Source organism: Bradyrhizobium sp. CSA207, from assembly GCF_029051685.1.
GTDB lineage: Bacteria > Pseudomonadota > Alphaproteobacteria > Rhizobiales > Xanthobacteraceae > Bradyrhizobium.
In genome coordinates this window covers 1-25,958 of sequence record NZ_JAACFT010000025.1, presented here as the reverse complement: position 1 = coordinate 25,958, position 25,958 = coordinate 1, and the positions used below count along the sequence as shown (strand labels likewise).

Genomic DNA, 25,958 nt, shown 5'->3' with positions numbered 1-25,958 from the left:
GGAAACGAACCTGCGCCTAGCGCGTTGCGTCCGCCAGCCAGCCGAACACCGAGAAAACCAGGGGCTTGCGCTCCAGATTATAGGTTTCGGTGTCGCGCGCGGCGCGGACGATCTTTTCCCATACCTCCGCAAGGCGCGCAAGGCGCGGCAGGTTCTGGTTTGCATTGGCCTCGTCAGCATGCAGGCGCTCGGCGATCCAGCGGTCGATGCCGTCGATGAAGGCCGCAAGCGCGACACGGTCGCTGGTACCGAGCGAATCGCCGAGCGTGTGCAATTCACGCGGATCGACCTGCGGCAGGCGCGCGAGCAGCGCAGCCGTGCGCTGCTGAAGTTTCAGGGCGTCGCCGCCGAGCAGCGTCAGCGCTCGTGCGACGCTGCCCTCGGAGGCCTCCGCCGCCTCACGCAGCGCCGGGTCGTTCAGATCGAGATCCGCTGTTGCGGCGGCTGCACTGATCACCTCATCGGTCGCGAGCGGACGCAGGCGCAGCTTGCGGCAGCGCGACTGGATCGTTGCGAGCACGCGCGCAGGCGCGTGACTTACCAGCAGGAACAGCGATTGCTGCGGCGGCTCCTCCAAAATCTTGAGAAGCGCGTTGGCCGCATTCGGATTGAGCTCGTCGACGGTGTCGACGATGCAGACGCGCCAGCCTTCGGCCGCCGCGGTCGAGCCGAAGAACGAGATGGTCTCGCGCGTCTCGTCGACGGTGATCACCGTGCGCATCACGCCGCGATCGTTCGCGGTGCGCTCCAACGTCAACAACCCGCCATGGGATTCGGCGGCCACCTGTCGCGCCACGGCGTCGTTCGGATCGATCGCGAGGTTCTCGGCGCGCTGCACGGTCGGCGCCAGCGGTTGGCCGTGAGCGAGCACGAAGCGCGCCATGCGATAGGCGAGCGTCGCCTTACCGATGCCCTGCGGCCCGCCAATCAGCCAGGCATGCGGGATCCGCCCGCTGCGATAGGCGGCCAGTAGCGCTGTCTCCGCCTCGCGATGGCCGAACAGCCGGCTGGTCTCGCGCGGGTGCGGTATGACCGTCTCGCGCTCGGTCTGACGCCGGCTCATGCTGAAACCACCGATGCCGGCGTGGGGAGGAGGCGATCGCGCAGTGCCGCCCAAACGCGCCCGGCGACCGTGTCGGGGTCGGAATTGGCATCAATCAGCACGCATCGTGCGGGTTCCTCCGCAGCGATCTTGCGATAGGCATCGCGCAGTCCCTCGTGGAACTTGAGGTTCTCACCCTCGAACCTATCAGGCGTGCCGCTGCCGCGCCGTGCAGCGGCGCGCTGCAAGCCGATCTCGACCGGTAGGTCGAGGATGATGGTGAGATCCGGCTTGAGATCGCCGATCGTGACCCGCTGCATCGCGTTGATCAGCCCGGCCGGCACGCTGCCGAGGCTACCTTGATAGGCGCGTGTCGAGTCGGCGAAACGATCGCACAGGACCCAAGTGCCCTGTTTGAGCGCGGGTTCGATCACTGTGCGGACATGGTCATCGCGCGCGGCAGCAAACAGCAGCGTCTCGGCCTCGGGCCCGAGCAGCTTGCCCATACCCGACAAAACCAGATAGCGCATGATCTCGGCGCCGGGCGAGCCGCCTGGCTCGCGCGTGACCAAGATGCGCAGCTTCGCCGCACTGAGCCGGCCGGCGAGCTTCTTGATCTGGGTCGACTTGCCCGTCCCCTCGCCGCCTTCAAAGGTGATGAAGCGTCCGCGTCCGGACGGCCGCTGTAGAGCGATTTCACTCATGATCAGAGCTTCTCGGCGCCCGCGCGGAACATGCCGATCACGAGCTCGCTGGCGCCGTCGATCGCACGGCGCATGGTCGAACCGGTGCCGATCGCCTCGGCCGCATAGACCGGCGTCTCCACCGCGATGTTGCCGCTGCGCCAGACCCGCACCACGCCGACCTTCTGACCGGCCTCGACCGGCGCGCGCACCGGGCCGCTATAGACGACGCGCGCGATCAGCTTGTCGCTGCCGTTCTTGTGCACCATCACCTTCACGGGCGTCTTGGCGACGAGTTTCACCGAACGGCTCTCCCCGCCAAAGACCTTTGCGTAGCCGACGGGCTGGTCGGCCGCGATCAGCGTGCGGGTCTCGAAATTGCGAAAGCCCCATTCCAGCATCTTCTTGGCTTCGGTGGCGCGATCCTCCGGGTCTTCCAGCCCGTTGACGACGACGATCAGCCGCGTGCCGTTCTGCACGGCCGAGCCGACCATGCCGTAGCCGCCCTCCTTGGTGTAGCCGGTCTTGAGGCCGTCGGCGCCTTCCATCGAATTGAGCAGCGGATTGCGGTTGGGCTGGCGGATCTTGTTCCACGTGTACTCCTTCTCGCCGAACAGTTTGTAGAACTCCGGAAAGTCCAGGATGATGTGGCGGGCGAGGATGGCGAGCTCGCGCACCGTCATCTTGTTGCCGGGATCGGGCAAACCGTTGGAGTTGCCGAAGGTCGACTTGGTCATGCCGAGCTCGCGGGCGCGCTTGGTCATGAAGTCGGCGGCAAAGATCCGCTCGTTGCCGGCGATGCCTTCGGCGAGCGCAATGCAGGCGTCGTTGCCGCTCTGGATGATCGCGCCATGCAGGAGATCGTCGACGGAGACCTTGCTGTTGATGGCGGCAAACATGGTCGAGCCGCCCGAGGGCGCCCCGCCCTTGCGCCAGGCGTTCTCGCTGATCCGGTACTCGTCGGTGGGCTTGATGTCGCCTTTCTTGATGGCGTTGAAGACGACCTCCGCCGTCATCAGCTTCATCATGCTGGATGGCGCGCGCAGCTCGTCGGCGTTCTTCTCGAACAGCACGCTGCCGCTGGAAGCCTCGATCAGGATCGCGGTGGGGGCATCTCCGTCAAAGCCGGACTCGTCCGCTTTCTTGGCGCCCTGGACGCTCTGGTTGGCGGCCTGGAGCACCCCGCCCCAGCCGATGCTCGCCATCAGAACCGCCGCGAGCAGCCCGCGCGCCAGCGCTCCAGCCGTGAGCCGGGGGCGACGAAGCGAAGAAACACGACATGCCATGGCCAAGCCCTGAGAGCGGCGTTCTAACAGTTGGAACCCGTGCGAACAACACGAGGTTGGCCGCTTGTCCGTGAGATTGCACGATTCTCGTCGCGCCCCTATCGTGCCACCTCATGTTTCGCGACCAAACCCCTGAAACAAGGCGGAAAAGCGATGTCCTCCACCCGCGTGATCAAGGCCAACGGGATCGACCTGTTCATCCGCGAAGCCGGACAGGGACCGCTGGTGGTGCTCTGCCATGGCTGGCCGGAACTCTCCTATTCCTGGCGGCATCAGATCCCGGCGCTCGCAGCTGCCGGCTTTCACGTCGTCGCTCCCGACATGCGCGGCTATGGCCAGAGCGCGGCGCCGCCTGATGTCGCCGCCTACTCGATCTTCGACACCGTCGGGGACGTGGTCGGCTTGGTGCAGGCGCTCGGCGAGAGCAAGGCCATGGTGGTCGGCCACGACTGGGGTGCGCCGGTCGCGTGGCATGCGGCACTGTTCCGGCCCGACATCTTCACGGCGGTCGCGGGCCTGAGCGTGCCGCCGCCGTTCCGCGGCCGCGGCAAGCCGCTCGACCTGCTGCGCCAGGGTGGTGTCACCAACTTCTACTGGCAGTATTTCCAGACACCCGGGGTCGCCGAAGCCGAGCTCGAGCGTGACGTCGCCCGCACCATGCGCATCGTGCTCGGCGGACGCGGACTTGCCGATCCCAGCGCCGCGATGTTCGTGCAGGAAGGCAAAGGCTTCCTCAGCCATGGGACCTCCGAGGAGCCGCTGCCGGGCTGGCTGAGCGAGACCGATCTGGCCTATTTCACCGAGAGCTTCCGCAAATCGGGCTTTCGCGGCGGGCTGAACTGGTATCGCAACATCGACCGCAACTGGGAGCTGACGGCGCCCTGGCAGGATGCGCAGCTCCACCAGCCCTCCCTCTTCATCGCCGGCTCCAAGGACGCCGTCATCACCGGCCTGATCGGCGCCAAGCGCCTCAACGAGCTGGAGCGCGTGCTACCCAACCTCACACGGAAGCTGATCATCGAGGGCGCCGGCCATTGGGTGCAGCAGGAGCGGCCCGACGAGGTGAACGACGCGCTGCTCACGTTCCTGCGCGAGGCATCGTCGCGCTAGTACAGGCCGCGGCCGCTCAGGATGCCGCGAGCCTCGGCGGCGCCTCCGTCGGAGACATAGGCGGAGGACGGAGCGCCCTCGGTCGCGTAGCGGCCATCCTCGTAATAGGACACCGCGCGGGCGTTCTGGAGCGCCCGGCCCCGGCCGCGGCTCGAGGCCGACATCTCCGAGGTTGCACCGATCGAGGCGACATCGGCAGAACTGTTGCCGAGGTTGTAGGGCCGCCCCTCCGGCATCGGAACTTCGCCGCGGATTGCTCCCCGTCCCGGGGACGCAAGCTCCGGCACGAACGGTCTTGCCGCGGCGACGCGAACCATGGAGGGGCTCGGCGCCGGAACGCCGGTGCGCAAGGTCGCCATGAGCTGGCGGTCGTCGGAGCCTTCCAGGGGCGCCCGGCCGACATATTCGACACGGACCCTGGCGACGCCATTGCCTTTGAATTCAAGCAGTTCAGCGGCCTTGTTCGAAACGTCGATGAGCCGGTTGCCGTGATAGGGGCCACGGTCATTGACGCGGACGATCAGCGACTTGCCGTTCGAAACATTGGTCACCCGCGCGTAGCATGGCATCGGCAGGGTCGGATGCGCCGCCGTCAGCGAGGTCATGTCGAACACTTCGCCATTGGCGGTCAGGCGGCCGTGGAAATCATCGCCGTACCAGGACGCCATGCCCTCGGCACGGTAGTTGGCGTCCTCCTCGGGCACGTAGGTCCGGCCCGCCACCACATAGGGTCTGCCGATGCGATAGGTGCCGCCGCCTTTCGGGACGGGATCACCCAGGGCCACGACCCGCGGGCTCGAGGAGACGCCGTATTTCGGATCGACGCGGCTGGCGAACTTGCCCGACGAGGCGCAATTGGCGAGCGCGAGGCAGGTCGCGGCCGCCGCAACGCCGCGCGCGGCCCGCAAAACCGAATCTGACCGTCGGATCCCCATTCGCCCCAAATACCATCTCGCCGGAGACTTACCCAACCCGCGTTGGCTGCGGGAAGCGCCTTCCGGTCCCGTTTCCGAGGCGGCCCACCACCGCGCCGGAAGTCGCCACGATATCGCAACCCGAACACGGCGGAAATGGGGAGCGCGCGAGGTTCGCGCCGGGATGGTAAACGGGACGTTGGCCCTTCCCCGTTTATCTACGGATCGCGGGCGCCTTCGCGGCGGCATTCTCCGTGCCACTCCTGAACCGGCTGTTGCACCGAATCCTCACTCCAGCCCCATTGTCGCGGCCTTCACTGGAATTCTTTTGACTGTGCAAGGCCGCACGCGTTCTCTCGCGTGCAGGGGCGGAATGGAATTTCACGATGATCGAGACGGTTTCGGCACTGATGGGTCTGGTAAGCGCGGGGATCTTCCTGGCCCATGCGTTTGAAGGTTACCGCACGAGGGCCTGAGGCGCTCGCGCGGGAGACATTGCATCACCTCTTTCAAGGCGGCGCGTTCGGACATTTTTTATTCGATCCGATCGAGCATCGAAAACGAGAGCGGCAGGTGTTCCATGCGCAACCATGATTTCGTATCCGATGGCTTTCTGGCATTGACCGCCGGCGGCTTGGTCCTGCTCTGCTCGAGCCTCGTGGCACTCGCCTTCGGCTGAGCACCAACGACACTCCCCTGCTTTCAGACGACAGCCACACCGCAACGCAACCGGCGCGTTTGCCCCAGACGACCCTGTTCCCGTTTAGTTGATTGAATTTCCGCCCCCGTCGCCTCGACTCATTTCAAGAGGCCATCACCAACGAGGGTGACGCAAATGCTTGCCGAGAAATTTTTCCTGGTCCTGGAATCGCTGATCCGCAGCGACCGCACCTATCCGGACGGAAGTCCCCGGGTCATCAGCACCGCCGCGCACATACCGGTGAAGTTGCCGGGCCAGAAATAGCCGGGACTTTCCTCGGGGCTCAGGCCACGCGTCGCGTCGTTCAGCGCAAGCCCAGCAGCGAGCGGCGATAGAGGCTGTCGCGGGCTTCGTTCAGGCAGACGAAGCTGCCATCAAAACCCTGGCCGTAGCGCTTCTGCCCCTTGGCGTAGTAGAGGCCCTTCCTGAAATCCAGCCACACCACCTTGTCGCCCGCGCAATAGCGCTGCGCCTGCGCCTCGTCGCGAAACGGCGTCAGAGGCAGCGCCGACACCTCCGCGAGGCCTGCGCCAAAGACCATCACGGCGCCGAGCGCGACCTTGCCAAGTCCTCTGTCAAGACCTCTGCCAAAGCTGCCGCAGGACACTGCCTACCCTCCGATCCGCACCGTTGCGCGGCGCTGGTTGGCCACGATAGCACGGGGCTCGAGAATCCACATGTGACGACAGGCATCGTCGCGGCTTCCGCCAGCCATCTTGTCGAGTTACATGAGTGCGAGACCATCTCGATGCGAGGATGCATGCGCAAGCAGGCTGAATAAGTCGGACCGCCCCTTACCTGTTTGCCTCGAGCTGCTGCTCAGCCTGGTGCAGGCACTCCTGGAGCTTGTGGGCGACCTGCTCGCGCGATACGCCCTTGCCGGCAAGATCGCGTGCCACCCTGCCCAGGATATCGTTGACCGTCTGCCCCTCCAGATTGTCCGTCACCAGCGCCGTGGCATAGCCTGCCGCGGCATCGCCGTTGAGCCCGAGCTGCGCCGCGGCCCAGAGCCCGAGCAGCTTGTTGGACCGCGCCGTGGCCTTGAACAGGAGCTCCTCGTCGTGGGCGAATTTGGCCTCAAAGCCCTGCTCGCGCTTGTCGAACGTGGTCATGGTCAGCTCCAATGCGTTTGCGCTGATGGGGATCGGACTTGCTGGAAGCGAACGTCTCCGGGGTTCTCGTCAATTGAAGATCATTCGAAGCTTCCGGCGGAAGGCAAACGCCGTCAAGCCTTCGCGCCGATGCCGCCCGCTTAGAGCTGGCGCGGTGGCGGCGCCGATCGCAGGCGTCAGGTCCGGACCAGCCTGATCGGCTATGCTGGCTTGTTTACCGTTTGTTAACGAGACTCACGGCCGCATGGCGCTTGGGGATATCGAGGCCGACGCATGAACAGAGACTTGCGGGAATTTCGACGGCTTGAGCGGCTCTGCCTGGAGCAGGCGGCGCTCTCAACCATGGACCTTGCGCGGACCGGCCTCTTGAAGGTGGCCGACGATTGCCGCGCCGCGGCTGAAGCGATCGAAGCGCGATCGCCGCCGCGCGGCGCATTCGCGAGCGCCGTTCAGGCGCTCAAGCGAGCGCCACTCGCATGGCGGGTTGGCGCCCGGTCGTAGGAGCGCCGATCAGCCCTTGCCGCGCGCTTCGCGCGCCAGCCGCTCGGCTCTCAAACGCTCGCGATTGGCGTAAAACGCCTTCTGCGCCTCCTCATGATCGCGCATGGCCTTTTCCGCCTCGATCCGGCGTGTCGCATCACGCGCCTGGCGCTGCTCGGGGGTCAGGGGTTTGCGTCGGAAGGAGAGGTCCTCAGTCATGCAGAGCCAACGCGGGCGCACCGGATAAGTTCCGCGCCATGCACCCAAAGGTGCATTTGGGTCCCGCAGAAAGAGCTGAGCGATCAGCATCTTATTGGGCGCGAATTCGGACCTAAGGTCTTCCCATGAGCGCCAAACCCAAAAGTCGAAAACAACCCCATGCACAGTAGCCGACACCAGCGGAATCAACGACTTATGTCGTGTGACGATGCCGTCTTTGACTCGTCGGGCAAAACAGGGGTAGTTTGGCAACTTCGGAAAATCCGGCAAAATGTCACCTGCGCGCCGCTTGCGGGACGGACGATCCTGAGATCGACATCAGGCGGACGTCATCGACAAGGGATTCGCTGCGCGTGACCGCGACGGGTTGTTGTCATCTCCACTCGCTCCTCAACTAATACTCCGACGTTGGCGCGTCCTTCCCGTTCGCCACGAGTGGCAACGGTTCGCGCATGACGCAGCGGAATCCGACATGGCTCGTCGACGTATCGACCGGTTCGGCGTGGCGCGCGGCGGGACGGTAGCGGCGGCAATAGTTCGGGGCGCAGAGATGCGAGCCGCCCTTCAGGACCTTGCGCGGGATCCTGATGTCGGGCTGGCAGGGGTCGTAGCTCGCCTCCTCGCGGCCACCGCGCGGATTTTTCGGGATGCAGCAGGGCTTTGCGGCCTCGGCAGCATGCTTGGCTGACCACCAGTCCGAGGTCCACTCCCAGACATTGCCGATCATGTCGTACAGGCCGTAGCCGTTCGGCGGGAAAGCCATGACCGGCGAGGTACGCTCGAACCCATCCTCGCCGAGGTTCTGGACAGGGAAATTGCCCTGCCAGAGGTTGGCCATGTGCCTGCCGCTCGGCATCAGCGCATCGCCCCACGCGAACTCCTCGCCGTCGAGGCCGCCGCGCGCGGCAAATTCCCACTCTGCTTCGGTCGGCAGGTCCTTGCCGGCCCAGCGCGCATAGGCCTTCGCGTCGCTATTGGAGACGTGGACTACGGGGTGATCGTCGAGGCCTTTGATATTGCTGCCGGGACCATCGGGATGGCGCCAGTCGGCGCCGCGCATGAAGGTCCACCACTGGCTCCCGTCGGACAGATCGGTGATGCGCGGCAGCGGCGAGAACACCAACGAGGCGGCGTAGAGCATTTCCCTGAACGCGCCGGGATAATCCCTGGGGTCCGGAACGATCTGCGCCTCAGTGACGTGACCGGTCGCGTCGGCGAATTCCTTGAACTGCCGATTGGTCACCGGCGTCCGATCGATCCAGAAGCCGTCGACGGACACACGATGGCTCGGGGCTTCTTCCGGATAGTGATGGTCGGACCCCATCCGGAAGATGCCGCCGGGAACGAACATCATCTCGCCGGACTTCGCATCGTCCGGCAACCACTCGCAGTGATCCACATCGGCCCGCAGCATGGTGGAAACTCCGATACGCATTCCACCCGGTGCTAGGACGCGGGGGTCTTCAAATGTCGATGACGGTAGCTCGCCTCATGTGCTGGACACATCGCCCGGTCCCCCTTTTTTTGGCGCTGAATAGGAGAGACGTAGACGATGTCATGCGTCAACATCGCTTCCTCTTCGCGCGCACGCCTTCGAGCACGCAACAGGACTCTGTTGCGCGCGCTCCGCGATCCGCGGAGCGCATTGCCAAATATCGCTTGTATTGCAAAATCGTATCCGAAGTTTGGATGGCTGTGATGTGCAGTTTGTGCCAGCACGATGCAACGCGCGGTGACCTGATGACGCACGTTGCAAATTCGCACTGCATGCAGCCGATAGTTCGCGCCAAAATCGATGATGGTTTGCCTCAGAACGCGAAAGCGGCTCGCTCCCTATTTCGCGTTGTCGTGGCATTCGTGCTGCCTGCCGCAGAATTGTCGCGCTTCAGTAACAGAGTACGATTATGGGGCAGCTTCTTGTTGATTCGCAGAAGCTTGACGGTTTCGAGGGCCTTCACCAAGCGGTTCATGGCTCTCACGTCGATGTCATGCAACTCGGCCGCGGGCGGCTGCGCGGCACCTTATCCCATATCGGCATCGGCGATTTTTCGCTCAGCATCGGCACCTTCAATGTCGGCATGCGAACGCAGCGAATATCCAGCGATGACAAGCTGATCGTTGGGATGCTGCTGGCGGCCGAGCAGCGTGTCGCCCATTGGTCGTTCGACATGCAGCTCAACGACGTGCTGGTGATTCCGCCGCTGCTCGAGCACGACGGAGTCTTTCACGGCGCATCCGCTTACGCGGCCATGCGCTTCGATCTCGATGAAGTGGCGTCGCTGTTCGGTGGGGAAGCAAGGCTGAGCGATCCCGACACCTGGCGCAGCCGCAGCCGTTTCAGAGCTGATATCGCAACTGGCGGGGTTGCTTCGCGCCGCCTAATGCAAATCACGTCTCATCTGAGCATGCACAAAGACGGCCTGACACCGTCGACTGCCGATTTCTGGAAACGCTCGATCGTCGAATGCATGGCCGCCAATGTGATGTCGTCCCTGCCGCCCGACGACACCGGCTGGCTTCCCTCGGCAAGGCGGCTGATCCGCAGGGTCGAGGATTATCTCGACGAGGCCGGTACGCGCCCGGTGCACATTTCCGAGATCTGTGCCGCGCTCGGAGTATCGCGTCGCACCTTGCATCGCGCCTTTCATGAAGTGTTCGGTCTTGGCCCGGTTTCCTTCCTGCGGCACAAGCGCCTGTGCACCACCCATTCCATTCTGCACGACAGCGCGCCAGGCACGATCACGGTGGCATCAGTGGCCATGCAGCAAGGCTTCTACGAACTCGGCCGCTTCTCACAGTACTATTTCGCGATGTTCGGAGAGCACCCGTCGCGAACATTGGGAGCCCCGCTGCGGGATCCCGGAGGCGGAGTGGCAACGGCGTAGCGTCTATCCGGGCGCACTTGGCCAAGCGTAGGCCGGCTCTTCCAGCAAGTTTGCTTCGCCTTCACTTTGCCCGCACATCGCAAGTCCGGAGCCTGCGAATCTAGTGGCCGAAGGTGGCGGCCCGACGATGTTCGCCCGGATCGGCGTCATGCGGGCGGTGAACCGACACTACGTCCCGGAGTTTAACCCCAAGGGAAAAGAGCCGCATTGGGGGCGGCGCAAGCTGAAGAGGGATCAATGACCGTCTTCGTTTACGTCAACATCGCCAAGCAGGTCGGCGATAAGGACCACGTCAAGGTCTTCGCCACGGTTGATGCCGCGGAAAAGTGGTTCGAGGAGAACGATCCGGAAGGTGTCGCCTTCGAGTACGAGGTTCTGGAATAGGTGGAGGCCCCGCCGTGAGGACGATTGGTATCGCGGTGTTCGTGATTTTTTGCCTCGCGATTGTCTACGTGACGGTTGATTTGCACGGCGACCACAGCCAGATCAAACAAATTCGGGAAGAATGCCGGCGGACACACAGTGAAGCGGCCAAAGTGACGGAATGCGTGGTCGACTCGACGCTTCGGCACGCAAGGCAACCGCAACTGCCGTAAGCGCGCCCTGTTCGAGTACCCTGCAAGACGATGATGTGAAAAGGCCCGCCAGCGTGGACCGGCGGGCCTTGTCGTCAGCGTCTCAGCCGGCAGCCCCTCTATTGAGGCGCCGACGGAGCTTCCTGATGATCTCCCGCCCGACGGTCGCGGAGAACCGAACGCGGCCGTTGACATACATCAAGACGTCAGGGCCTTCATCTCTGTGGCACGGGTGTTGCTCATATCTAGGTGGCTGGGATTGCAGGACCCAGTTTGAAACAGGGCGCCGCCGGGACGCTGTATTTCGAGCCCGGCGGCGTATCTTTTAGGGACTAGGGGCACAACGGCCGGCGGGCATGTGCCGCCAGCCGCTGCCCGTTGCGCTTCCTGTGCGGTCGGCGCCGGCGCTTCATCGCGGCAAGGCCGTGCTGTGCTGTTGAGCTAACCGCTCGAGCTGATCGGCGAGCTGACGAGCAGCCAAAGCGCCCTTGCGGAGCTCGCCAACAGCGCCGACGGGATAGCCTAGCGGTTCGTTTCGCTCCAGTCTGCCCGCGACCGTCACTGCAAGCGAGCCCCTGTTACATGGATGGCGTAGTGGATTGCGTTGGCGTCCAGCGCGTTGGCGACCCGTCTCGCGCGGCTCATACCGTTCGGCAGGTTGGCGACCGGTGACGAGGAAATCGACAGGGCTTACGTTTTCAGGTGGCAGGGCGCGGCCTGCTCGCCGCGCGGACAGTTCGATGATGTTGCTGCTCATCGCTGCACCGCCCTCTCGGATCCTGCGGTGGCTTCGATGATCGTCTTGAGCCACCTGTCGATCCAGCCGAACACTATAGTGCCATCCCCGCCCTCGTAGCCCTCTTCGAATTGAAACTCGATGTCGGAAGGTCCGGCTCGCCGAGGCCGCCAGAGTGCTGCACTAGCCTAAAGCCAGCGGCTGTACGGCGGGCCTTTTACTTGCCCGCCGCCACCCGTAAATTTCCCAATATCGCCCGCGTCGAGCTCGTTCGATCATTTCGAAATGAGATCGTCGAAGCCAAAGGAATGGACAGAAGCTGAGCGAAAGCGACTTGCGTGGTTGGCGCGTCGTCGTGTCGTGTCGGAGATAGCGGTGGCGCTCGGGCGGCACGCCGGATCCGTAAGGCGAATGGCGCGCGCAATGGGACTTATCCTGAAAAAGTAATCTTGCCTGCCTTCCAGCCCGATCCTCTTGCCGCGGCCCTCCGCTCGCGGATCCGCTGCCGGGCGTTTTTGTCGCTTGGAACAAAGCGCGACGGCTTCGATTGGCGTTCCATGAAATGGGTCGTCGGCATCCTGGTGGCCGTCCTGATCTGCCTGGTGGTCTATATCGGGTCGGCTTTCGTTTCCCTGCTAGGTCTCGTTTCAGCCGTTCGCAACGGTGACGTTGCCCAAGTCATGGCTCGGATAGACCTTCCGCGGGTCCGTCATTCCCTCGTCGATCAGGTTGTCGCCGCCTATCTCGATCGGCTTGGGCAGAAACGGCCGGTGCGGCCACTTGAGCGAATGGCAATCAACACGATCGGCGCGACGATAGCGGATGATCTCGCGATCAAACTCCTCACGCCGGAGAATTTGTCTGTGCTCCTGAGAAGCGGGACCGTTCGCAATGCGGCGGAGAATATCAGTTTTGGAACGATGTCAGCGCTCGCGGACCTAGACGTTTCGAACATCTTCGTCGTCCTCGGACGGATTACTCCAGTCAAGCCCGTTGAATTTGCGCTGGGGCTAGGATCGGCCGAAAAGGCGGGAAGCATCAGCATGCATTTTTACGGAGCAGGCTGGAAGCTGTCAGGGATCAACCTACCTGCCTCGGTCGTATCCAACATGGTCGACCGGCTGCCGACGCGTTAACCCCCTTAGACACCTTTCCTTTGCGGCGTCATATCGGCACCGCGTCTGCGCTCAAAAAACTGCCGGGGTATTTGCTTGGATAATTGCCACTTCCCTTGGTTTACTAAACCGCGTGTACCTGTGAGCCAGGGCTATGAACGGTCGCTCGATCAGGAAGTAGGTCACCAATGATGCGCCAAGCGTGATCGCGACGAAAGTTGGGAATATGGTTTGGAAGATGCTGCTTGGTCTTCCAAATGTAGTCAATCACGATCGGATGCAGGAGATACGCCGAGTACGAAATGGCTCCGATCCCCTGCACGATCGGCAGGGACACGCGCGGCGGGCCGCGGACGCGGTTGGCGGTTTCGCGCTTCTCCACCCAGATTGGCTTGAGCAGGTCATGGATGTGGCTCGGCTTGATCTCGGGAATACTGAGCTTGCCGATTGTCGGATAGGCATAGCGTTTCAGTGACGACGGCCATTGATCACGGTGCTTCTCGCTCCAAGTCGACCAGTTCGCCCGGATATGGGTCTCGGCGCATTCCTCGAAGGTCGGCAGATCGGCGACGATCTCGGCCGCTTTCGCCTCCACCCGCGCCGCCCGCCTCTCCTGGACGATGTCCACCCCCGGCGTGCTGCGATCGCCCTTGACCCGGAGTCGCGCTGCGTCGTGTGCCAGGCGCGCGTCCTTCAGTGAGACGTCCTTAAACGAGCCCAGGCCATGCCAGCGCTCTTTGCCGTCTAGTCAGTATCGGTAGGCCCAATTTTTCGACGTCAGGCCGGCAACAATCAAGTAGAGCCCGTCGCCGTCGGCGTATTTGCCGGACTTAGTCTCGCGTTCTACGTCGAGTGATTTGAGTTTGCCTGCCACGTGTTCCCCTCCGAGCAAGCCGTCCTCCGAACCCACGGGGCAAATCTACGGTTATTGCTCGAATTGCAGAGAACATCTGCGAACACGCTAGTACAGCGTTTAGGAGCAATCGCTTGATTTTGCTGTGGATTCCGAACAGCCACGAACAGTGGAGAACAACATACTGGCGGAAGGGGTGGGATTCGAACCCACGGTACCCTTGCGGGCACGCCGGTTTTCAAGACCGGTGCCTTAAACCACTCGGCCACCCTTCCGGATCAGCAGCATCAAGCACTTACAGGCGCCGAGATCAAGAACAGCCGCGAACAGATTGCAGTTGGGGACAAGTTCGGACACTTTCAGGACCACAGCAAACCGGCGGACAACGAGCTGATCGCCGCCGACAGGTTGCCGATAGGTTATTGCCTGCCTGCATCGACCGTTCCCGCTCAGGTAGTTGCGGAGAGCAGCCCGCGCTGGAGTTCGAACACCTCTTTCGCCACTGCGAGCGCGGTGCGACGGGATCCTTGCCTCCATCCCTGATCGGTCAACGATTGCTCCCGCCACCGGACAAGCTCGCCGTTCAGCGATACGCCTTTACGTATCGGTTAGGTTCGCCTTCGCCACCACCTCGAAAACGACGTGTCTTGCTCGGGTCCGGTCGGCTGCGTCTTGGGATGCACTGAAATATGCTTGGCGCTCAGCAGAGCAGGAATGTCGGCGGGGGCGAGCTTCCCTGTTGCCACCATCTCGTCCGTCCTGAACTCATCAACGACGAATGACTTGCCCGCTTGCCTGCAAACAAGCTTGATCGTGCAGGCGACGTCACCGGGGATTGCCGCAACGATCTTGGCTTCGTTCAAAACGTTATGTTCGCTCGCATACAGCGACTCCCGGAACTCGGGGCTTAGGAGAAGAAGGGCCGTTTCCTGCCGATCGGTCAGGATCAGCCTCAGCAGAAGCGCAAGGACCATCGCATCCCGGCAACGATCGGGCCCAATCATTCTCGCAACGTAACTCGACTCCATGCGATTGAAGGTGACGCCGAGGCCGATTGCCACAGCGAAGATCAGATCGAACTCGGCATTCCCGAAAATGCCATGGCCCAACCATTGCACGATGCAAGCGAGAAGCCCGATGCTGATGTGCAACGCGGTAAACCTCGCGGGCGTGGAGCGGTGATCGAAGATCGCCCATGCAGCCCAGATCAGCAGCGCGAGCGCAGACCATTGCAGATGCCCCGCATTCGTCAAAACATTCGACCAACTGTATTGCCGCGGGGCCAGAAGATCGGGGACAAAATTAGGCCCGAACACGGCGACGCAGGCGAGAAGTCCGGCCACGGTTACCAAGCCGCTCACGAATGTCGCTCTGACGGCCTCGCGGTTCGATGAGATGAAGAGCCAGCAGAGCGCCGTCAGCGGGACCCCAATGATGTTGTGCTTCCAAAAGCCCGCGACGACCATCAGCAGCAGCGCGGGCACGGGAGACCGCTTCTGCTGGCAAAGCCGAAGGAAATACACGAGCGCCGCGCCCATGATGGCGAGGCCAGCAAGTTGCGGATCGTTCGCGCCGATGTAGATGGTCGAGTTGCGCGCCATCATCGCGACATACCAAAGCGCCGCAACGGTCGCGCCGAGGCGGCCCAACGCCAAAATCCGGACCGAAAGAAACACCTCCAGGGCCAGCGCCGCCAGGGCCAGCAGCGAGAGCGCGCGCCCCACAAACAGGTTGTCCATACCCAGCAGCTTGCCGAGCGCCCCGATCGCATAGAACGAGAGCGGCGGGTAGTTATTGCCGGCAAGGCTATCTGGCCCCGGATAGATCGGCCGCCACGCAGCCGCCGTGTCCTGCCAATAGGCGTTCCACGACTCCGTAGGCCAGATTTCAATCAAGAACTGTGCGCGCCAAATCGGCCAAGCGAGGAAATAGGCGCCAGCGAGCGACAGGAGCGCGATGTAAACAATCGCGCGCCTGTCCACGCGCGACAAGGGTCGCGTTTCCGCGACCGCAATCGAGATAGCCAAAGGGAGCCCCCGCCCCAACTAACAAACACAACGGACGGGACCATAGGATGCCAGATGGCGGCGACGCAATCGGGTAAATCCCGGTACTGGAAACTTGTAAAACGCTGCCAGCGGAAGCCTGCCGTCCGACGCTGCCCATCTCGCCTTGCGCAGAGGCCAATTAACCTATTGGCGGGACACAGCTTGCGATTGCCTGATCTAGTCACTACTATGCAACGATTGTATCTGCTGAGATGTTGCTTTTCATTTTTTTGTCGGGAAAAAGCATGTTTGACGCCGCCAAATGCCAAGAACTCGCGATTGCATACAGGGCACTTGCTCAATCATCCGATCATTCTGTGGAACGAGCAATTTTGCTGAAGAACATCGCAAGGACCTTCACCGGATTAGCTAATCAATTGGACAGGCTTGCCGCTCTGACGAGAGAGGAAGCCCAGCGGCTCAGGGGCGGTCTACCCGAAACAAGAAGCGCGTCTAACTGAGCGCCTAGGCGCGGACTCGCGAATATGCGATGCTGACGGCATTGGAAGCGTCTCGGAGGATATTCGATGCGCATCGCATTGCCGTATCTGGGAATTGTTCTCTGCGCGTGCCTGACGGTCTGGCTGTCTTCCACGCTGATCTACTGACGACCGAGCAGGTCCTCGCCAGGCGTCAGCAGCCGTCCAGACGATGGCCGCCTCGATCCTGGTGAAGTTGATGGTCATGCGGCATGCCGGCGACGGCAAGCGCGATATTGCCGGGCTGCGCGAGCTGTTGCAGCAGTACGTCAACGACGTCATGGCGCTGGCGAACCAGCGATGAGGACGCCGCGAACACCCATCTCGCGCAGCTCGCCGAAGGTGATCTTGTAGGGCAGCACGGCGACATCATAGAAAACGCGGCGCCCCTTGCGAGCGCCGCGCGAACATCCGTCGTTTTCGTTGGCTCAGTACCCGCAGGATGCGCAGCCGGTCGCCACCGGCGCGTAGTACGAATACCCCGGCGAGACCATCTCGACGCGCTGGCGCGTGGCGTATTGCGGCGGGATGCGCTCGTACTGGACGCCGGGGGGCGCGACCATCACGGTTTGCGGGACCATCACGGTGCGGTACTGCGCCGGGGTGCGATGCGCGACCGTGGCGCCGGGCGAAACCATCACGGTCTCGTCGACGGTGCGGTATTGCGGCTGCACGTATTGCTGCTGATAGCAGGTCGTGCACGGCGGCGGCGCATAGCAATTGTAGCAGCCGGCGGAAGCCGCGCCCGTCATCGACATCGCGGCGACGGCCGTTGAGAAAACGACAGCAAGAGTACGAGACATTGTGATGGTGCCCCAGTTGCCCGAAATGGATTTGGATCGAAGGTCGCAGCAATATACGCCGCGAAATCCAAAGCCGCCGAACTTCGTCGGGGCATCCTTAACGCGATCGCGGAGCGCGGGCGATCGATAGGGATTCATTGACCATGCATGCTGACGCCACGCGGCCGGACTCGTAGCCCGGATGGAGCGAAAGCGTAATCCGGGACGGTGTCCCGTCCGGTCTCGCACTTGCCCCGGATTGCGCTCTCGGACGGCGCTTCGCGCGGACCCGTTCGCTCCATCCGGGCTACAAGGACGCGCTCATCGCGGGCGACGCTTGACCTCTCGCACCGCGCCGCGCGCGGCGCTGGTGGTGAGTGCGGCATAGGCCTGAAGCGCGGTGGAGACGTTGCGCGTGCGGTTCGTCGCCTGCCAGGCGGCATCGCCCTTCGCCTCTTCCGCCGCGCGGCGCCTGGCGAGCTCTTCGTCGGAGACCTCGAGGCTGATGCTGCGGTTCGGAATATCGATCGCGATCAGGTCGCCGGTCCGCACGAGGCCGATGTTGCCGCCTTCGGCAGCTTCCGGTGACAGGTGCCCGATCGACAGGCCGGACGAGCCGCCGGAAAAGCGGCCATCGGTGACGAGCGCGCAGGCTTTGCCAAGGCCCATCGATTTCAGATAGCTCGTCGGATACAGCATCTCCTGCATGCCGGGGCCACCGCGCGGGCCCTCGTAAATGATGACCACGACCTCGCCGGCGACGACCTTGCCGCCCAAAATGCCCTCCACCGCAGCGTCCTGGCTTTCGAACACGCGCGCGGGGCCGGAGAATTTCAGGATCGAGGCATCGACGCCGGCGGTCTTCACGATGCAGCCGTCCTGCGCGAGGTTGCCGTAGAGCACGGCGAGGCCGCCGTCCTTGCTGAAGGCGTGCTCGAGGTTGCGGACCACGCCCTTCTCGCGATCGGTGTCGAGCTCGTCGTAACGGCGCTCCTGGCTGAAGGCGACCTGCGTCGGGATGCCGCCGGGCGAGGCACGGAAGAAGGTGCGCACCGCTTCGCTCTTCGAGCGCTTGACGTCCCAGCGCTCCAGCGCGTCGCTCATGGTCGGTGCATGCACGGTCGAGACCGAGGTGTCGATCAGGCCGGCGCGATCGAGCTCGCCCAGAATGCCCATGATGCCGCCGGCGCGATGCACGTCCTCGACATGCACGTCGGCGACCGAGGGCGCGACCTTGCACAGCACAGGCACGCGGCGCGACAGGCGATCGATGTCGCGCATGGTGAATTCGACCTGCCCTTCGTGCGCCGCCGCAAGCAGATGCAGCACGGTGTTGGTCGAGCCGCCCATCGCGATGTCCAGCGTCATCGCGTTCTCGAAGGCCTTGAAGTTGGCGACGTTGCGCGGCAGCACCGAGGCGTCGTCCTGCTCGTAGTAGCGGCGGACGAGGTCGACGATGGTGTGGGCGGCCTCGACGAACAGCCGCTTGCGGTCGGCATGGGTTGCGACCACCGTGCCGTTGCCGGGCAGCGCAAGGCCCAGCGCCTCGGTCAGGCAGTTCATCGAATTCGCCGTGAACATGCCCGAGCAGGAGCCGCAGGTCGGGCACGCCGAGCGTTCGATCACCTTGACGTCCTCGTCGCTGACCTTGGAGTCGGCCGCCGCGACCATGGCGTCGATGAGGTCGACGGCCTTGGTCTTGCCCTGGAGCTTGACCTTGCCGGCTTCCATCGGCCCGCCCGAGATGAACACGGCGGGGATGTTGAGCCGCAGCGCCGCCATCAGCATGCCGGGCGTGATCTTGTCGCAATTGGAGATGCAGACGAGGCCATCGGCGCAATGGGCGTTGGCCATGTATTCGACGCTGTCGGCGATCAGCTCGCGCGACGGCAGGCTGTAGAGCATGCCGTCATGGCCCATGGCGATGCCGTCGTCGACCGCGATGGTGTTGAACTCTTTCGCCACACCGCCGGCCTGCTCGATCTCGCGGGCGACGAGCTGGCCGAGGTCCTTGAGGTGGACGTGGCCGGGCACGAACTGGGTGAAGGAGTTGACGACCGCGATGATCGGCTTGCCGAAATCCGCATCCTTCATACCCGTCGCGCGCCAGAGGCCGCGGGCGCCCGCCATGTTGCGGCCGTGGGTGGTGGTGCGGGAGCGATAGGCTGGCATGGCGGTTTCCGTCCTCGGTTGGGTCAGCCGGGCGGGGCAAATTTTCGAAGCCGCCTCAGGCCTTTCCGGCCGGATAGCGCACGGGGTGGGCGCGCGCAACGGGAACTTGGGCCGGACAGGGCTCCCCTGCTCCGGACGCGGCCTTTTCGTAGCCTGGATGGAGCGTGCGCTCCATCCAGGCTACGATAGCGGCGCTTGGGCTTCGCCTTGCCCCTACTGCAGGGTCGGATCGAGCCGGTCGCGCAGCCAGTCGCCGATCACGGAGACCGCCAGCGTCGTCACCACGATCGTAGCCGCCGGCGCCAGCATGATCCAGGGCGCCCTGGTCAGATATTCGCGGCCGTAGCCGACCATGTTGCCGAGGCTGGTCATCGGCGGCTGCACGCCGAGGCCGAGGAAGGACAGGCCTGATTCCATCAGGATCACCTCGGGGAAGACCAGCGTGGTCGAGACGATCAGGGTCGAGGCGATGTTGGGCAGGATATGGCGCAGATAGATCCGCGACGGCCGCGCGCCGAGCTGGCGGACCGCGGCCGCGTAGCCTTGCGCGTTGGCGGAGATGGCGAGCCCTCGGGCGATGCGGGCGTAGCGCTCCCAGCCGAAAAATCCCATCAGGCCGATCAGCAGCGGCAGCGAATTGCCGAAGAAAGCGAGCACGGCGAGCGCCATGATCAGGAACGGCATGCTGGCCTGGAAGTCGGACAGCATCAGCACGAACTGCTCGACGACCCCTCGGAAATGCGCGGCGAGGAAGCCGAGCGTGGTGCCGACGATGGCCGAAATGGCCGTCGCGCCGAACGCGATCAGGAGCGAGATGCGGATCGAGACGAGCAGCCGCGACAGCACATCGCGGCCGAGTTCGTCCGTGCCGAGCCAATGCGCGATATTGCCGGGTGCGGCCAGGCGATTGCGCAGGTCGAGCTGGGTGTAGCCATAGGGCGCGATCTTCTCGGCGAAGGCCGCAATCACCAGCATGGCGATGATCCAGGTGATCGCGATGGCGACCGAAACCGGAATGGCTGGGAGGCTAATGCGGCGGCGGACGGCGGTGTCCTTGACTGCTGCGTCCGTCATGCATGGGCTCCCTTCATGCGCAGCCGTGGATCGAGGAAGCCGTAGAGGAAGTCGACGATCAGATTGGACGTGACCATGGTCAGCGCGACCAGCAAGAGGATGCATTGCACGACGGCGAGGTCGCGGTTGGCGACGGCAACGACGAGCAGGCGCCCTACTCCCGGCCACGAGAACACGCTCTCGACCACGACCGCGCCCGCGATCAGCGTGCCGACCATGAAGCCCAAAATAGTGACGGTCGGGATCGCGGCGTTCGGCAGCGCATGCGATGTCACCACCTTGCGCCACGGCACGCCCTTGGCCGAGGCGGTGCGGATATAGGGCTGCCCCAGCACTTCCAGCATCGCGCTGCGGGTGAAGCGCGCCAGCACCGCAGCGCCGCCGAGGCTCAGCGTCGCGATTGGCAGGATCGCATGACGCCAGCTGTCCTGCCCGCCCGACGGCAGCCATCCCAGCTGCACGGCGAAGACGAGAACAAGCAGCAGCGCGAGGACAAAACTCGGCACGGTGAAGCCCGCGACCGCGGCCATCATCACGGCGCGGTCGATCGCCGAGCCCCGATGCAGCGCGGCGTAGATGCCGGCGGGAATGCCGAGCGCCACCTTGAACGCGAAGGCCGGCAGTGTCAGGGCCAGCGTCGCCGGAATCCGCTCCAGCACGAGTTCGATCGCGGGCCTGCCGTCGCGCATGGAGCGACCGAGTTCACCCTTGGCGATGGCGCCGAAGTAATCGAGATACTGGAACCAGATGGGATCATCGAGGCCCCAGGCTTTGCGGAAAGCCGCGAGGACCTCCGGCGGCGCTTCCGGTCCCAAAATCATCAGCGAGGGATCGCCGGAGAGGCGCAACACCACGAAGGCGAAGGTGACGACGAGAACGATGGTCAGGGCCGCGCGTCCGATACGAATGGCGAAATAGCGTCCCATCACGCCGCATCCCGCGTCGCGGCCTTGGTCGCGGGTTTTGAGCCCGTCACGAGATGGCACGCGACCTGGCGGTCTCCGCCGACCGCAGACAGAATTGGCGTCTCGGTCGCGCAACGCGCGATAGCGCACGGGCAGCGCGGATGGAACGCGCAGCCCTTAGGGCGCGCAGCCGGGTTCGGCGGATCGCCTGACAGCACGATGCGGCCTGCGCTGCGGCGGCCCGGCGCCGGCGAGGCCGAGACCAGCGCCTGCGTGTAAGGATGTTCGGGGCGCGCAAAGAGATCATCGGCGCTGCCAAGTTCAACGATGCGGCCGAGATACATCACAGCGACCACACTGCTGATCTGCCTGACGACGCGCAGATCGTGGCTGATGAACAGCAAGGTCAGCGAGAGCTGCGCCTGGAGATCGGCGAGCAGATTCACCACCTGCGCCTGGATCGAAACATCGAGCGCGCTGACCGGCTCGTCGCAGACCAGGAAATCGGGCTTCGTTGCCAGCGCCCGCGCCAGGACGATGCGCTGACGCTGACCGCCGGAGAGCGCGCCGGGATAGCGCGCGCCATGCGCCGGCGTCAGCTCGACCGCGCGCAGCAATTCGCGAACGCGCTCCTCGCGCTCGGCGGGCGTGCCGACACCGTGAATGTCCAGGGGCTCGCGAATTTGCGCAGCAACCGGCAACCGCCGGTCCAGCGCGCCCAGCGGGTCCTGAAAGATCATCTGCATGCGCGCCCGCTGTGCGCGCCACGCCGCCGTCCCGGGCGCGGCCATCGGTTTTTCGTCAAACCGCACCGCGCCGCGATCCGGCGGCTCCAGTCCGAGCACGATGCGCCCCGTAGTGGATTTGCCAGAGCCGGACTCGCCGACGAGACCCAGCGTTTCGCCCTTCGGGATCGTGAGCGACACGCCATCGACTGCATGAACCGCGGTGCTTCGGCCGAACATTCCGGAGCGCATGGCGTAGCTGCGCGAGATCGCGGCCACCTCGACGAGCGGCACGCTCATTCGGCAGCCATCCCCAGCAGCGCCCGGCGCGAGGCCTCGGCGCGGATGCAGGCGACGGTCCGGCTGTCGGCAATCGGCGCCAGACTCGGCGCAGCATGGCCGCACGGCTCGGCCGCGAGGGCGCAGCGCGGCGCGAAGGCGCAGCCGCCGGGCATGCTGGCGGGATCGGGCACGGTCCCGGCAATGGCGGTGAGGCGGCGGCGCGGCCCGTCAAGCGGGGGTAGCGCGCCGATCAGGCCTTGCGCGTAGGGATGCACGGGGTCGGCAAAGAGCTGGTTGCTAGGTGCCTCCTCGACGATACGGCCGGCATACATCACCGCGACACGGTCGCAGTTCTCTGCAACGACGCCGAGATCGTGGCTGATCAGGACCATCGCCATGCCCATCTCGCGACGGATCGACCAGAGCAGCTCCAGGATCTGCGCCTGAATGGTGGCGTCGAGCGCCGTGGTCGGCTCATCCGCGATCAGCAGGTCGGGATTTCCGGCCAGCGCCATCGCGATCATGATGCGCTGGACCTGGCCGCCGGAGAATTCGTGCGGATAGGCCGACAGCCGCCGCGCTGCATCGGGAATGCCGACGAGGTCGAGCAGCCGCAGCGCTTCCGCCTTCACCGCGGCGCCCGAAAGATCGCGATGCAGCGCCAGGGTTTCGCAGAGCTGCTTGCGGATGGTCAGCACCGGATTGAGCGCGCTCGCCGGGTCCTGGAAGATCATGGCGACCCGCCCGCCACGCACCTGGTCGAGCTCGGCTTCGCCCGCGCCGAGGATTTCACCTCCGTCGAGCCGCACCGAACCCGACACCCGCGCATGCCGCGGCAGCAGACCCAGGGCAGCAAGCCAGGTGACCGACTTGCCGGATCCGGACTCGCCGACGAGGCCAAGGGCCTCGCCCTTCTGCAATTTGAGATCGACGCCGCGCAGGACCGGGACGCCGTTGAAGGCGACGCTCAGGCCTTCGATGCTGACGAGTGGCGGCATGGTCTACGCCTCGAAATTGCCGGCGCGGAAATCCATCGCAAAGGCCGGCGCCGCCTTCCACTTGATCGACTTCGGCTTGGCCGTGAAGGTCGCGTTCTGATGCAGCACCGTGTATGCAGGGTCCTCGCGCTCGGCGATCTCCAGCATGCGGCGGAACGCCTTCTTGCGCGCGGCACGGTCGATCGAGGTTTCCAGGAATTCGGAGAGCGTGTTCAGCTCGGCATTGGTCCATTCGCCGATCTGCTGCTGCTGGCCGTTTGGTCCGTGCTGGGCAACCAGCGAGGAGACGGGATCGTTGAAGGCCGCCGAGTTCGACCAGTCGCGCACCGCCCGGGTCGGCGCGCGTTCCATGATCTGGGACCAGTTCTCCTTGGTCTCGATCTGCACGTTGAGGCCGACCGACTTCCACATCTCGACCAGAACCTGCGCGGTCGCGACCTGGTTGGTGTAGTAATTGTTGAGCAGGCGATAGGGGATCGGATCGCCCTTGTAGTTGGCTTGCTTCAACAGATCCTGCGCGAGTTTTGGATCATAGGCCGGCACGCTCCAGTCGGCGTTGAACATGTCGCCGTAAAATTCCCACTGCAGGCCCTTCGGCACGCGGGTGCGGCCGGCCCACAGGCTGTCGACGATCGCCTGCCGGTCGATCGCGTGGGTGAAGGCGCGCCGCACCAGCGGATTGGCGAGCTGGGCGTGATTCTTGTCGAACACTGTCAGGCGGTGGTTGAGGATGGTGCCGCCCTGCACTTCGAACGCGGCGTTCTTCTCGATGCCGGCGATCTGGTCCGGCGGGATGTCGCAGGCGAACTGATACTCGCCCGACAGCAGGCCGTTGATGCGGCTTGCGACCTCGGGCACCTCGAGGAAGCGGATGCGCTTGAGCGGGGGACGGCCGCCCCAATACTCGTCGTGCGCTTCCAGCGTCAGCGAGACGTCGGGCTTGAGTTCGACGACCTTGTAGGGGCCGGTCGTGATCGGCTTGCGGGCCCAGTCGAGATAGCTGGCGGATTCGGCCCAGGCCCGGCGGTTCGCAATGTCGGAGCCGTAACGCGACAGCCGGCCCTCGATCGTGACGTCGGGCGTCGCATTGTAGAAGCGCACCGTATACTTGTCGACGGCGTCGACACGGACGAGGTCCGGCCAGATCCGGCGTGCCACGGCGGGAACGTCCGGCGGCAGCTCCTTGCCCGGCCGAGGCGTCGGGATCTTTTCAAACGCCTGGATGGTGGAGCGGCTCTTGGCCTCGGTCTCGCCGAACATGCGCTCGCGGCTGAAGGTGAAGACGACGTCCTCCGCCGTCAGTTCGTCGCCATTGTGGAATTTCACGCCCTGGCGCAGCTTCACCTCGACGGTCTGGTCGTCGATGCGGCGCCATTCGGTGGCGAGCCCCGGCACGGCCTCGAGGCTGCCGCGCCAGTTCTTGGAGATCAGGCCTTCCCAGATCGAGGAGAAGAACACGCGCTCGCCGACATTGGACTGCTCGCGCAGCACGTCGAGCACGTTCGAATTCGTGACCTTCTGCACCGCGATCGTCACCGATGGACGATTGTCGCCTTGCGCGATCGCAAAGCGCGGCAGGAACAGCGCGCCTGTAGCTGCAGTGCCGGACTTGAGGATGGTGCGACGGGTAAGCTTGCTCATGACGATAACCCCTGCCCTCTGTGATGCCGGTTATTCAGCGAGACCGAGCGCGGCGAGATGCGCGGCGCCGGCGCGGACGTCGTCGTGGTTGCGCAGTTCGAGGATCAGCCGCGGGTTGGAGGTCAACCGGCCGAGCGCGCGGAAGACGGCGGTCCAGTGGATGTTGCCCTCGCCCGGCGCCCAGTGCCGGTCGGCAAAGCCGTCGGAGTCCTGGAGATGGACATGCGTCAGCATGTTGCCGGCGGCATCGACGTAATAGTCGACGGGCGGCGCGCCGGTGGACACATGTGCGTAGTTGGCATGCCCGGTATCGAGCGAGACGCGCACCCTGGCGCTCTCGAGCGCCTTGGCCAGATGCACGCGGTCGCGCGGATCCTTGTCCTCGATATTCTCGAGGACGATTTCGCAGCCGATCGTCTCGGCGCGTACGATCACCTCGGCGAGCGTCGCGCGCACGCGCTCGACCAGACTGCCGCGATTTTCGGGGTAGAGATCGAGATTGTTGCGATCCCAGGTGGTGAACGGCGAATGGATCACCATCTGCGTCGCGCCGAGAAATTCGGCGGCGTCTAACCCCTGGAGCAGGCGTTTCGTCACCGCCTGGCGGATCATCGCGTCGTGGCTGTCGATCTTGAAACCCCAGAATGGCCCGTGAATGCCGAGCCGGCCGGTGTGGCCTGCGAGCATCTGCTTGATCTCGCCGGCTGCGCTGCGCCAGTCGCCTTCAAGCAGGTCCGCTCGAAAGAAGTCCTGGATTTCGAGATCGCGCTGCCGTTCCAGAAGCCAGTCACGGTGCGCGGGGATCGATCTGATGGACAATGCGGCGCCCAGTACCGGCTTCGACATGGCTTGTTCTCCTTGGCCGTCAGCGATGACGAGAGCAGCGCTAGACCAGTTCAATGACAGGCCGGTGAAATGCAGGTTCTGCAACGCTGAAGGATGTGGACATCCTCGTCTGCATCGATTTCAGGCAGAGACGATCACGTCTTGATCGCAACGCGCATATTCGCGGTGCGCGCGTGTCCGTAGTGATCCGGAATGGAATCCTATTCCGATGTCGCGTACATCGCGGGACATCGATCGGCGGCCACTTCCAAGGGCATCACCCTCTGATCGCGCGACATGGGGTTGGGGGACCACAT

The 25,958-nt window shown here is 64.1% G+C and carries 28 protein-coding genes and 1 tRNA gene; 8 read left to right on the top strand and 21 right to left on the bottom strand.

Translation table 11 applies throughout. The annotated features are described in order from the left end of the window. Positions 1 to 16: 16 nt before the first annotated feature. From GWG65_RS26455 to GWG65_RS26445, 3 genes are read right to left on the bottom strand one after another with little or no spacing between them, the layout of a single operon-like run. Positions 17 to 1,063: a DNA polymerase III subunit delta' gene (locus tag GWG65_RS26455; RefSeq protein ID WP_275198501.1), complete on the bottom strand. Its 1,047-nt coding sequence runs from the start codon at positions 1,061 to 1,063 to the stop codon at positions 17 to 19. Next, positions 1,060 to 1,746, bottom strand: coding sequence for a dTMP kinase (gene tmk, locus GWG65_RS26450; RefSeq protein WP_275198500.1), 687 nt, complete (start codon positions 1,744 to 1,746; stop codon positions 1,060 to 1,062). Before tmk ends, GWG65_RS26455 begins: the two co-directional genes overlap by 4 nt. Positions 1,747 to 1,748: 2 nt before the next feature. Then, entirely contained in the window at positions 1,749 to 3,011 is a 1,263-nt protein-coding gene (locus GWG65_RS26445; RefSeq protein WP_275198499.1) for a D-alanyl-D-alanine carboxypeptidase family protein, read from the bottom strand. Positions 3,012 to 3,164: 153 nt separating this feature from the next. Between GWG65_RS26445 and GWG65_RS26440 the strand changes: the two genes are divergently transcribed. Continuing rightward, positions 3,165 to 4,121, top strand: coding sequence for an alpha/beta hydrolase (locus GWG65_RS26440; protein WP_275198497.1), 957 nt, complete (start codon positions 3,165 to 3,167; stop codon positions 4,119 to 4,121). On the opposite strand, the gene GWG65_RS26435 is transcribed toward GWG65_RS26440, so the two are convergent. Continuing rightward, positions 4,118 to 5,056 carry a septal ring lytic transglycosylase RlpA family protein gene (locus GWG65_RS26435; protein ID WP_275198496.1) on the bottom strand — a complete coding sequence of 313 codons (939 nt, stop codon included), beginning with the start codon at positions 5,054 to 5,056 and terminating at the stop codon, positions 4,118 to 4,120. The two genes, GWG65_RS26440 and GWG65_RS26435, sit on opposite strands and share 4 nt — an antisense overlap. Before the next feature lie 814 nt (positions 5,057 to 5,870). Here GWG65_RS26435 and GWG65_RS26430 point away from each other — a divergent pair. Next, a complete protein-coding gene (locus GWG65_RS26430; protein WP_275198494.1) occupies positions 5,871 to 5,999 on the top strand; it encodes a hypothetical protein in 129 nt (42 codons plus the stop codon). 40 nt (positions 6,000 to 6,039) lie between these two features. Here GWG65_RS26430 and GWG65_RS26425 read toward each other — a convergent pair whose 3' ends face one another. Beyond that, positions 6,040 to 6,276 (bottom strand): hypothetical protein, encoded by a 237-nt coding sequence (locus GWG65_RS26425; RefSeq protein ID WP_275198578.1) that lies wholly within the window; start codon positions 6,274 to 6,276, stop codon positions 6,040 to 6,042. 253 nt (positions 6,277 to 6,529) lie between these two features. Further along, the gene (locus GWG65_RS26420) at positions 6,530 to 6,847 is read right to left on the bottom strand and encodes a DUF1476 domain-containing protein (protein WP_275198493.1); all 318 of its coding nucleotides are present in this window, start codon (positions 6,845 to 6,847) and stop codon (positions 6,530 to 6,532) included. Between the two features lie 273 nt (positions 6,848 to 7,120). On the opposite strand from GWG65_RS26420, the gene GWG65_RS40485 reads away from it, so the two are divergent. Beyond that, complete coding sequence (locus GWG65_RS40485) at positions 7,121 to 7,348, top strand: hypothetical protein (protein WP_342760668.1); 228 nt, start codon at positions 7,121 to 7,123, stop codon at positions 7,346 to 7,348. A gap of 9 nt (positions 7,349 to 7,357) precedes the next feature. On the opposite strand, the gene GWG65_RS26415 is transcribed toward GWG65_RS40485, so the two are convergent. Continuing rightward, entirely contained in the window at positions 7,358 to 7,546 is a 189-nt protein-coding gene (locus GWG65_RS26415; protein WP_275198577.1) for a hypothetical protein, read from the bottom strand. Positions 7,547 to 7,940: 394 nt separating this feature from the next. Beyond that, positions 7,941 to 8,960, bottom strand: coding sequence for a formylglycine-generating enzyme family protein (locus GWG65_RS26410; RefSeq protein WP_275198492.1), 1,020 nt, complete (start codon positions 8,958 to 8,960; stop codon positions 7,941 to 7,943). 490 nt (positions 8,961 to 9,450) lie between these two features. Between GWG65_RS26410 and GWG65_RS26405 the strand changes: the two genes are divergently transcribed. The 3 genes from GWG65_RS26405 (at position 9,451) to GWG65_RS26395 (ending at position 11,027) form a co-directional block, all read left to right on the top strand. Next, positions 9,451 to 10,431 (top strand): helix-turn-helix domain-containing protein, encoded by a 981-nt coding sequence (locus GWG65_RS26405; protein WP_275198490.1) that lies wholly within the window; start codon positions 9,451 to 9,453, stop codon positions 10,429 to 10,431. Between the two features lie 237 nt (positions 10,432 to 10,668). Then, positions 10,669 to 10,815, top strand: a complete 147-nt coding sequence (locus GWG65_RS26400; RefSeq protein ID WP_275198489.1) for a hypothetical protein — start codon at positions 10,669 to 10,671, stop codon at positions 10,813 to 10,815. A gap of 14 nt (positions 10,816 to 10,829) precedes the next feature. After that, positions 10,830 to 11,027 carry a hypothetical protein gene (locus GWG65_RS26395; protein WP_275198487.1) on the top strand — a complete coding sequence of 66 codons (198 nt, stop codon included), beginning with the start codon at positions 10,830 to 10,832 and terminating at the stop codon, positions 11,025 to 11,027. 388 nt (positions 11,028 to 11,415) lie between these two features. On the opposite strand, the gene GWG65_RS26390 is transcribed toward GWG65_RS26395, so the two are convergent. After that, positions 11,416 to 11,763, bottom strand: a complete 348-nt coding sequence (locus tag GWG65_RS26390; protein WP_275198486.1) for a hypothetical protein — start codon at positions 11,761 to 11,763, stop codon at positions 11,416 to 11,418. A 428-nt stretch (positions 11,764 to 12,191) separates the two neighbouring features. Between GWG65_RS26390 and GWG65_RS26385 the strand changes: the two genes are divergently transcribed. After that, positions 12,192 to 12,878 (top strand): DUF2939 domain-containing protein, encoded by a 687-nt coding sequence (locus GWG65_RS26385; RefSeq protein WP_275198485.1) that lies wholly within the window; start codon positions 12,192 to 12,194, stop codon positions 12,876 to 12,878. 103 nt (positions 12,879 to 12,981) lie between these two features. On the opposite strand, the gene GWG65_RS26380 is transcribed toward GWG65_RS26385, so the two are convergent. The 4 genes from GWG65_RS26380 to GWG65_RS26365 all read right to left on the bottom strand — a co-directional run bounded on the left by GWG65_RS26380 (position 12,982) and on the right by GWG65_RS26365 (position 15,701). Next, entirely contained in the window at positions 12,982 to 13,485 is a 504-nt protein-coding gene (locus GWG65_RS26380) for a hypothetical protein (RefSeq protein ID WP_275198484.1), read from the bottom strand. A 120-nt stretch (positions 13,486 to 13,605) separates the two neighbouring features. Further along, positions 13,606 to 13,731, bottom strand: a complete 126-nt coding sequence (locus GWG65_RS26375; RefSeq protein ID WP_275198483.1) for a hypothetical protein — start codon at positions 13,729 to 13,731, stop codon at positions 13,606 to 13,608. 164 nt (positions 13,732 to 13,895) lie between these two features. Next, positions 13,896 to 13,985 (bottom strand) — tRNA-Ser (locus GWG65_RS26370). Positions 13,986 to 14,318: 333 nt separating this feature from the next. Continuing rightward, a complete protein-coding gene (locus GWG65_RS26365; protein WP_275198482.1) occupies positions 14,319 to 15,701 on the bottom strand; it encodes a hypothetical protein in 1,383 nt (460 codons plus the stop codon). A gap of 708 nt (positions 15,702 to 16,409) precedes the next feature. Between GWG65_RS26365 and GWG65_RS26360 the strand changes: the two genes are divergently transcribed. Further along, positions 16,410 to 16,541: a hypothetical protein gene (locus tag GWG65_RS26360; RefSeq protein ID WP_275198481.1), complete on the top strand. Its 132-nt coding sequence runs from the start codon at positions 16,410 to 16,412 to the stop codon at positions 16,539 to 16,541. A 124-nt stretch (positions 16,542 to 16,665) separates the two neighbouring features. On the opposite strand, the gene GWG65_RS26355 is transcribed toward GWG65_RS26360, so the two are convergent. The 8 genes from GWG65_RS26355 to GWG65_RS26320 form a co-directional block, all read right to left on the bottom strand. Further along, entirely contained in the window at positions 16,666 to 16,989 is a 324-nt protein-coding gene (locus GWG65_RS26355) for a hypothetical protein (RefSeq protein ID WP_275198576.1), read from the bottom strand. A gap of 351 nt (positions 16,990 to 17,340) precedes the next feature. Then, the gene (ilvD, locus tag GWG65_RS26350) at positions 17,341 to 19,191 is read right to left on the bottom strand and encodes a dihydroxy-acid dehydratase (RefSeq protein ID WP_275198480.1); all 1,851 of its coding nucleotides are present in this window, start codon (positions 19,189 to 19,191) and stop codon (positions 17,341 to 17,343) included. Between the two features lie 213 nt (positions 19,192 to 19,404). After that, positions 19,405 to 20,265: an ABC transporter permease gene (locus GWG65_RS26345; protein ID WP_275198479.1), complete on the bottom strand. Its 861-nt coding sequence runs from the start codon at positions 20,263 to 20,265 to the stop codon at positions 19,405 to 19,407. Continuing rightward, the gene (locus tag GWG65_RS26340) at positions 20,262 to 21,191 is read right to left on the bottom strand and encodes an ABC transporter permease (protein WP_275198478.1); all 930 of its coding nucleotides are present in this window, start codon (positions 21,189 to 21,191) and stop codon (positions 20,262 to 20,264) included. The genes GWG65_RS26345 and GWG65_RS26340 overlap by 4 nt, the downstream gene beginning before the upstream one ends. After that, positions 21,191 to 22,195, bottom strand: a complete 1,005-nt coding sequence (locus GWG65_RS26335) for an ABC transporter ATP-binding protein (protein WP_275198477.1) — start codon at positions 22,193 to 22,195, stop codon at positions 21,191 to 21,193. The genes GWG65_RS26340 and GWG65_RS26335 overlap by 1 nt, the downstream gene beginning before the upstream one ends. After that, positions 22,192 to 23,175, bottom strand: coding sequence for an ABC transporter ATP-binding protein (locus GWG65_RS26330; RefSeq protein ID WP_275198476.1), 984 nt, complete (start codon positions 23,173 to 23,175; stop codon positions 22,192 to 22,194). The genes GWG65_RS26335 and GWG65_RS26330 overlap by 4 nt, the downstream gene beginning before the upstream one ends. A gap of 3 nt (positions 23,176 to 23,178) precedes the next feature. After that, positions 23,179 to 24,816 (bottom strand): ABC transporter substrate-binding protein, encoded by a 1,638-nt coding sequence (locus GWG65_RS26325; protein ID WP_275198475.1) that lies wholly within the window; start codon positions 24,814 to 24,816, stop codon positions 23,179 to 23,181. A 30-nt stretch (positions 24,817 to 24,846) separates the two neighbouring features. Continuing rightward, positions 24,847 to 25,662 (bottom strand): sugar phosphate isomerase/epimerase family protein, encoded by an 816-nt coding sequence (locus tag GWG65_RS26320; RefSeq protein ID WP_275198474.1) that lies wholly within the window; start codon positions 25,660 to 25,662, stop codon positions 24,847 to 24,849. Positions 25,663 to 25,958 lie beyond the last annotated feature (296 nt).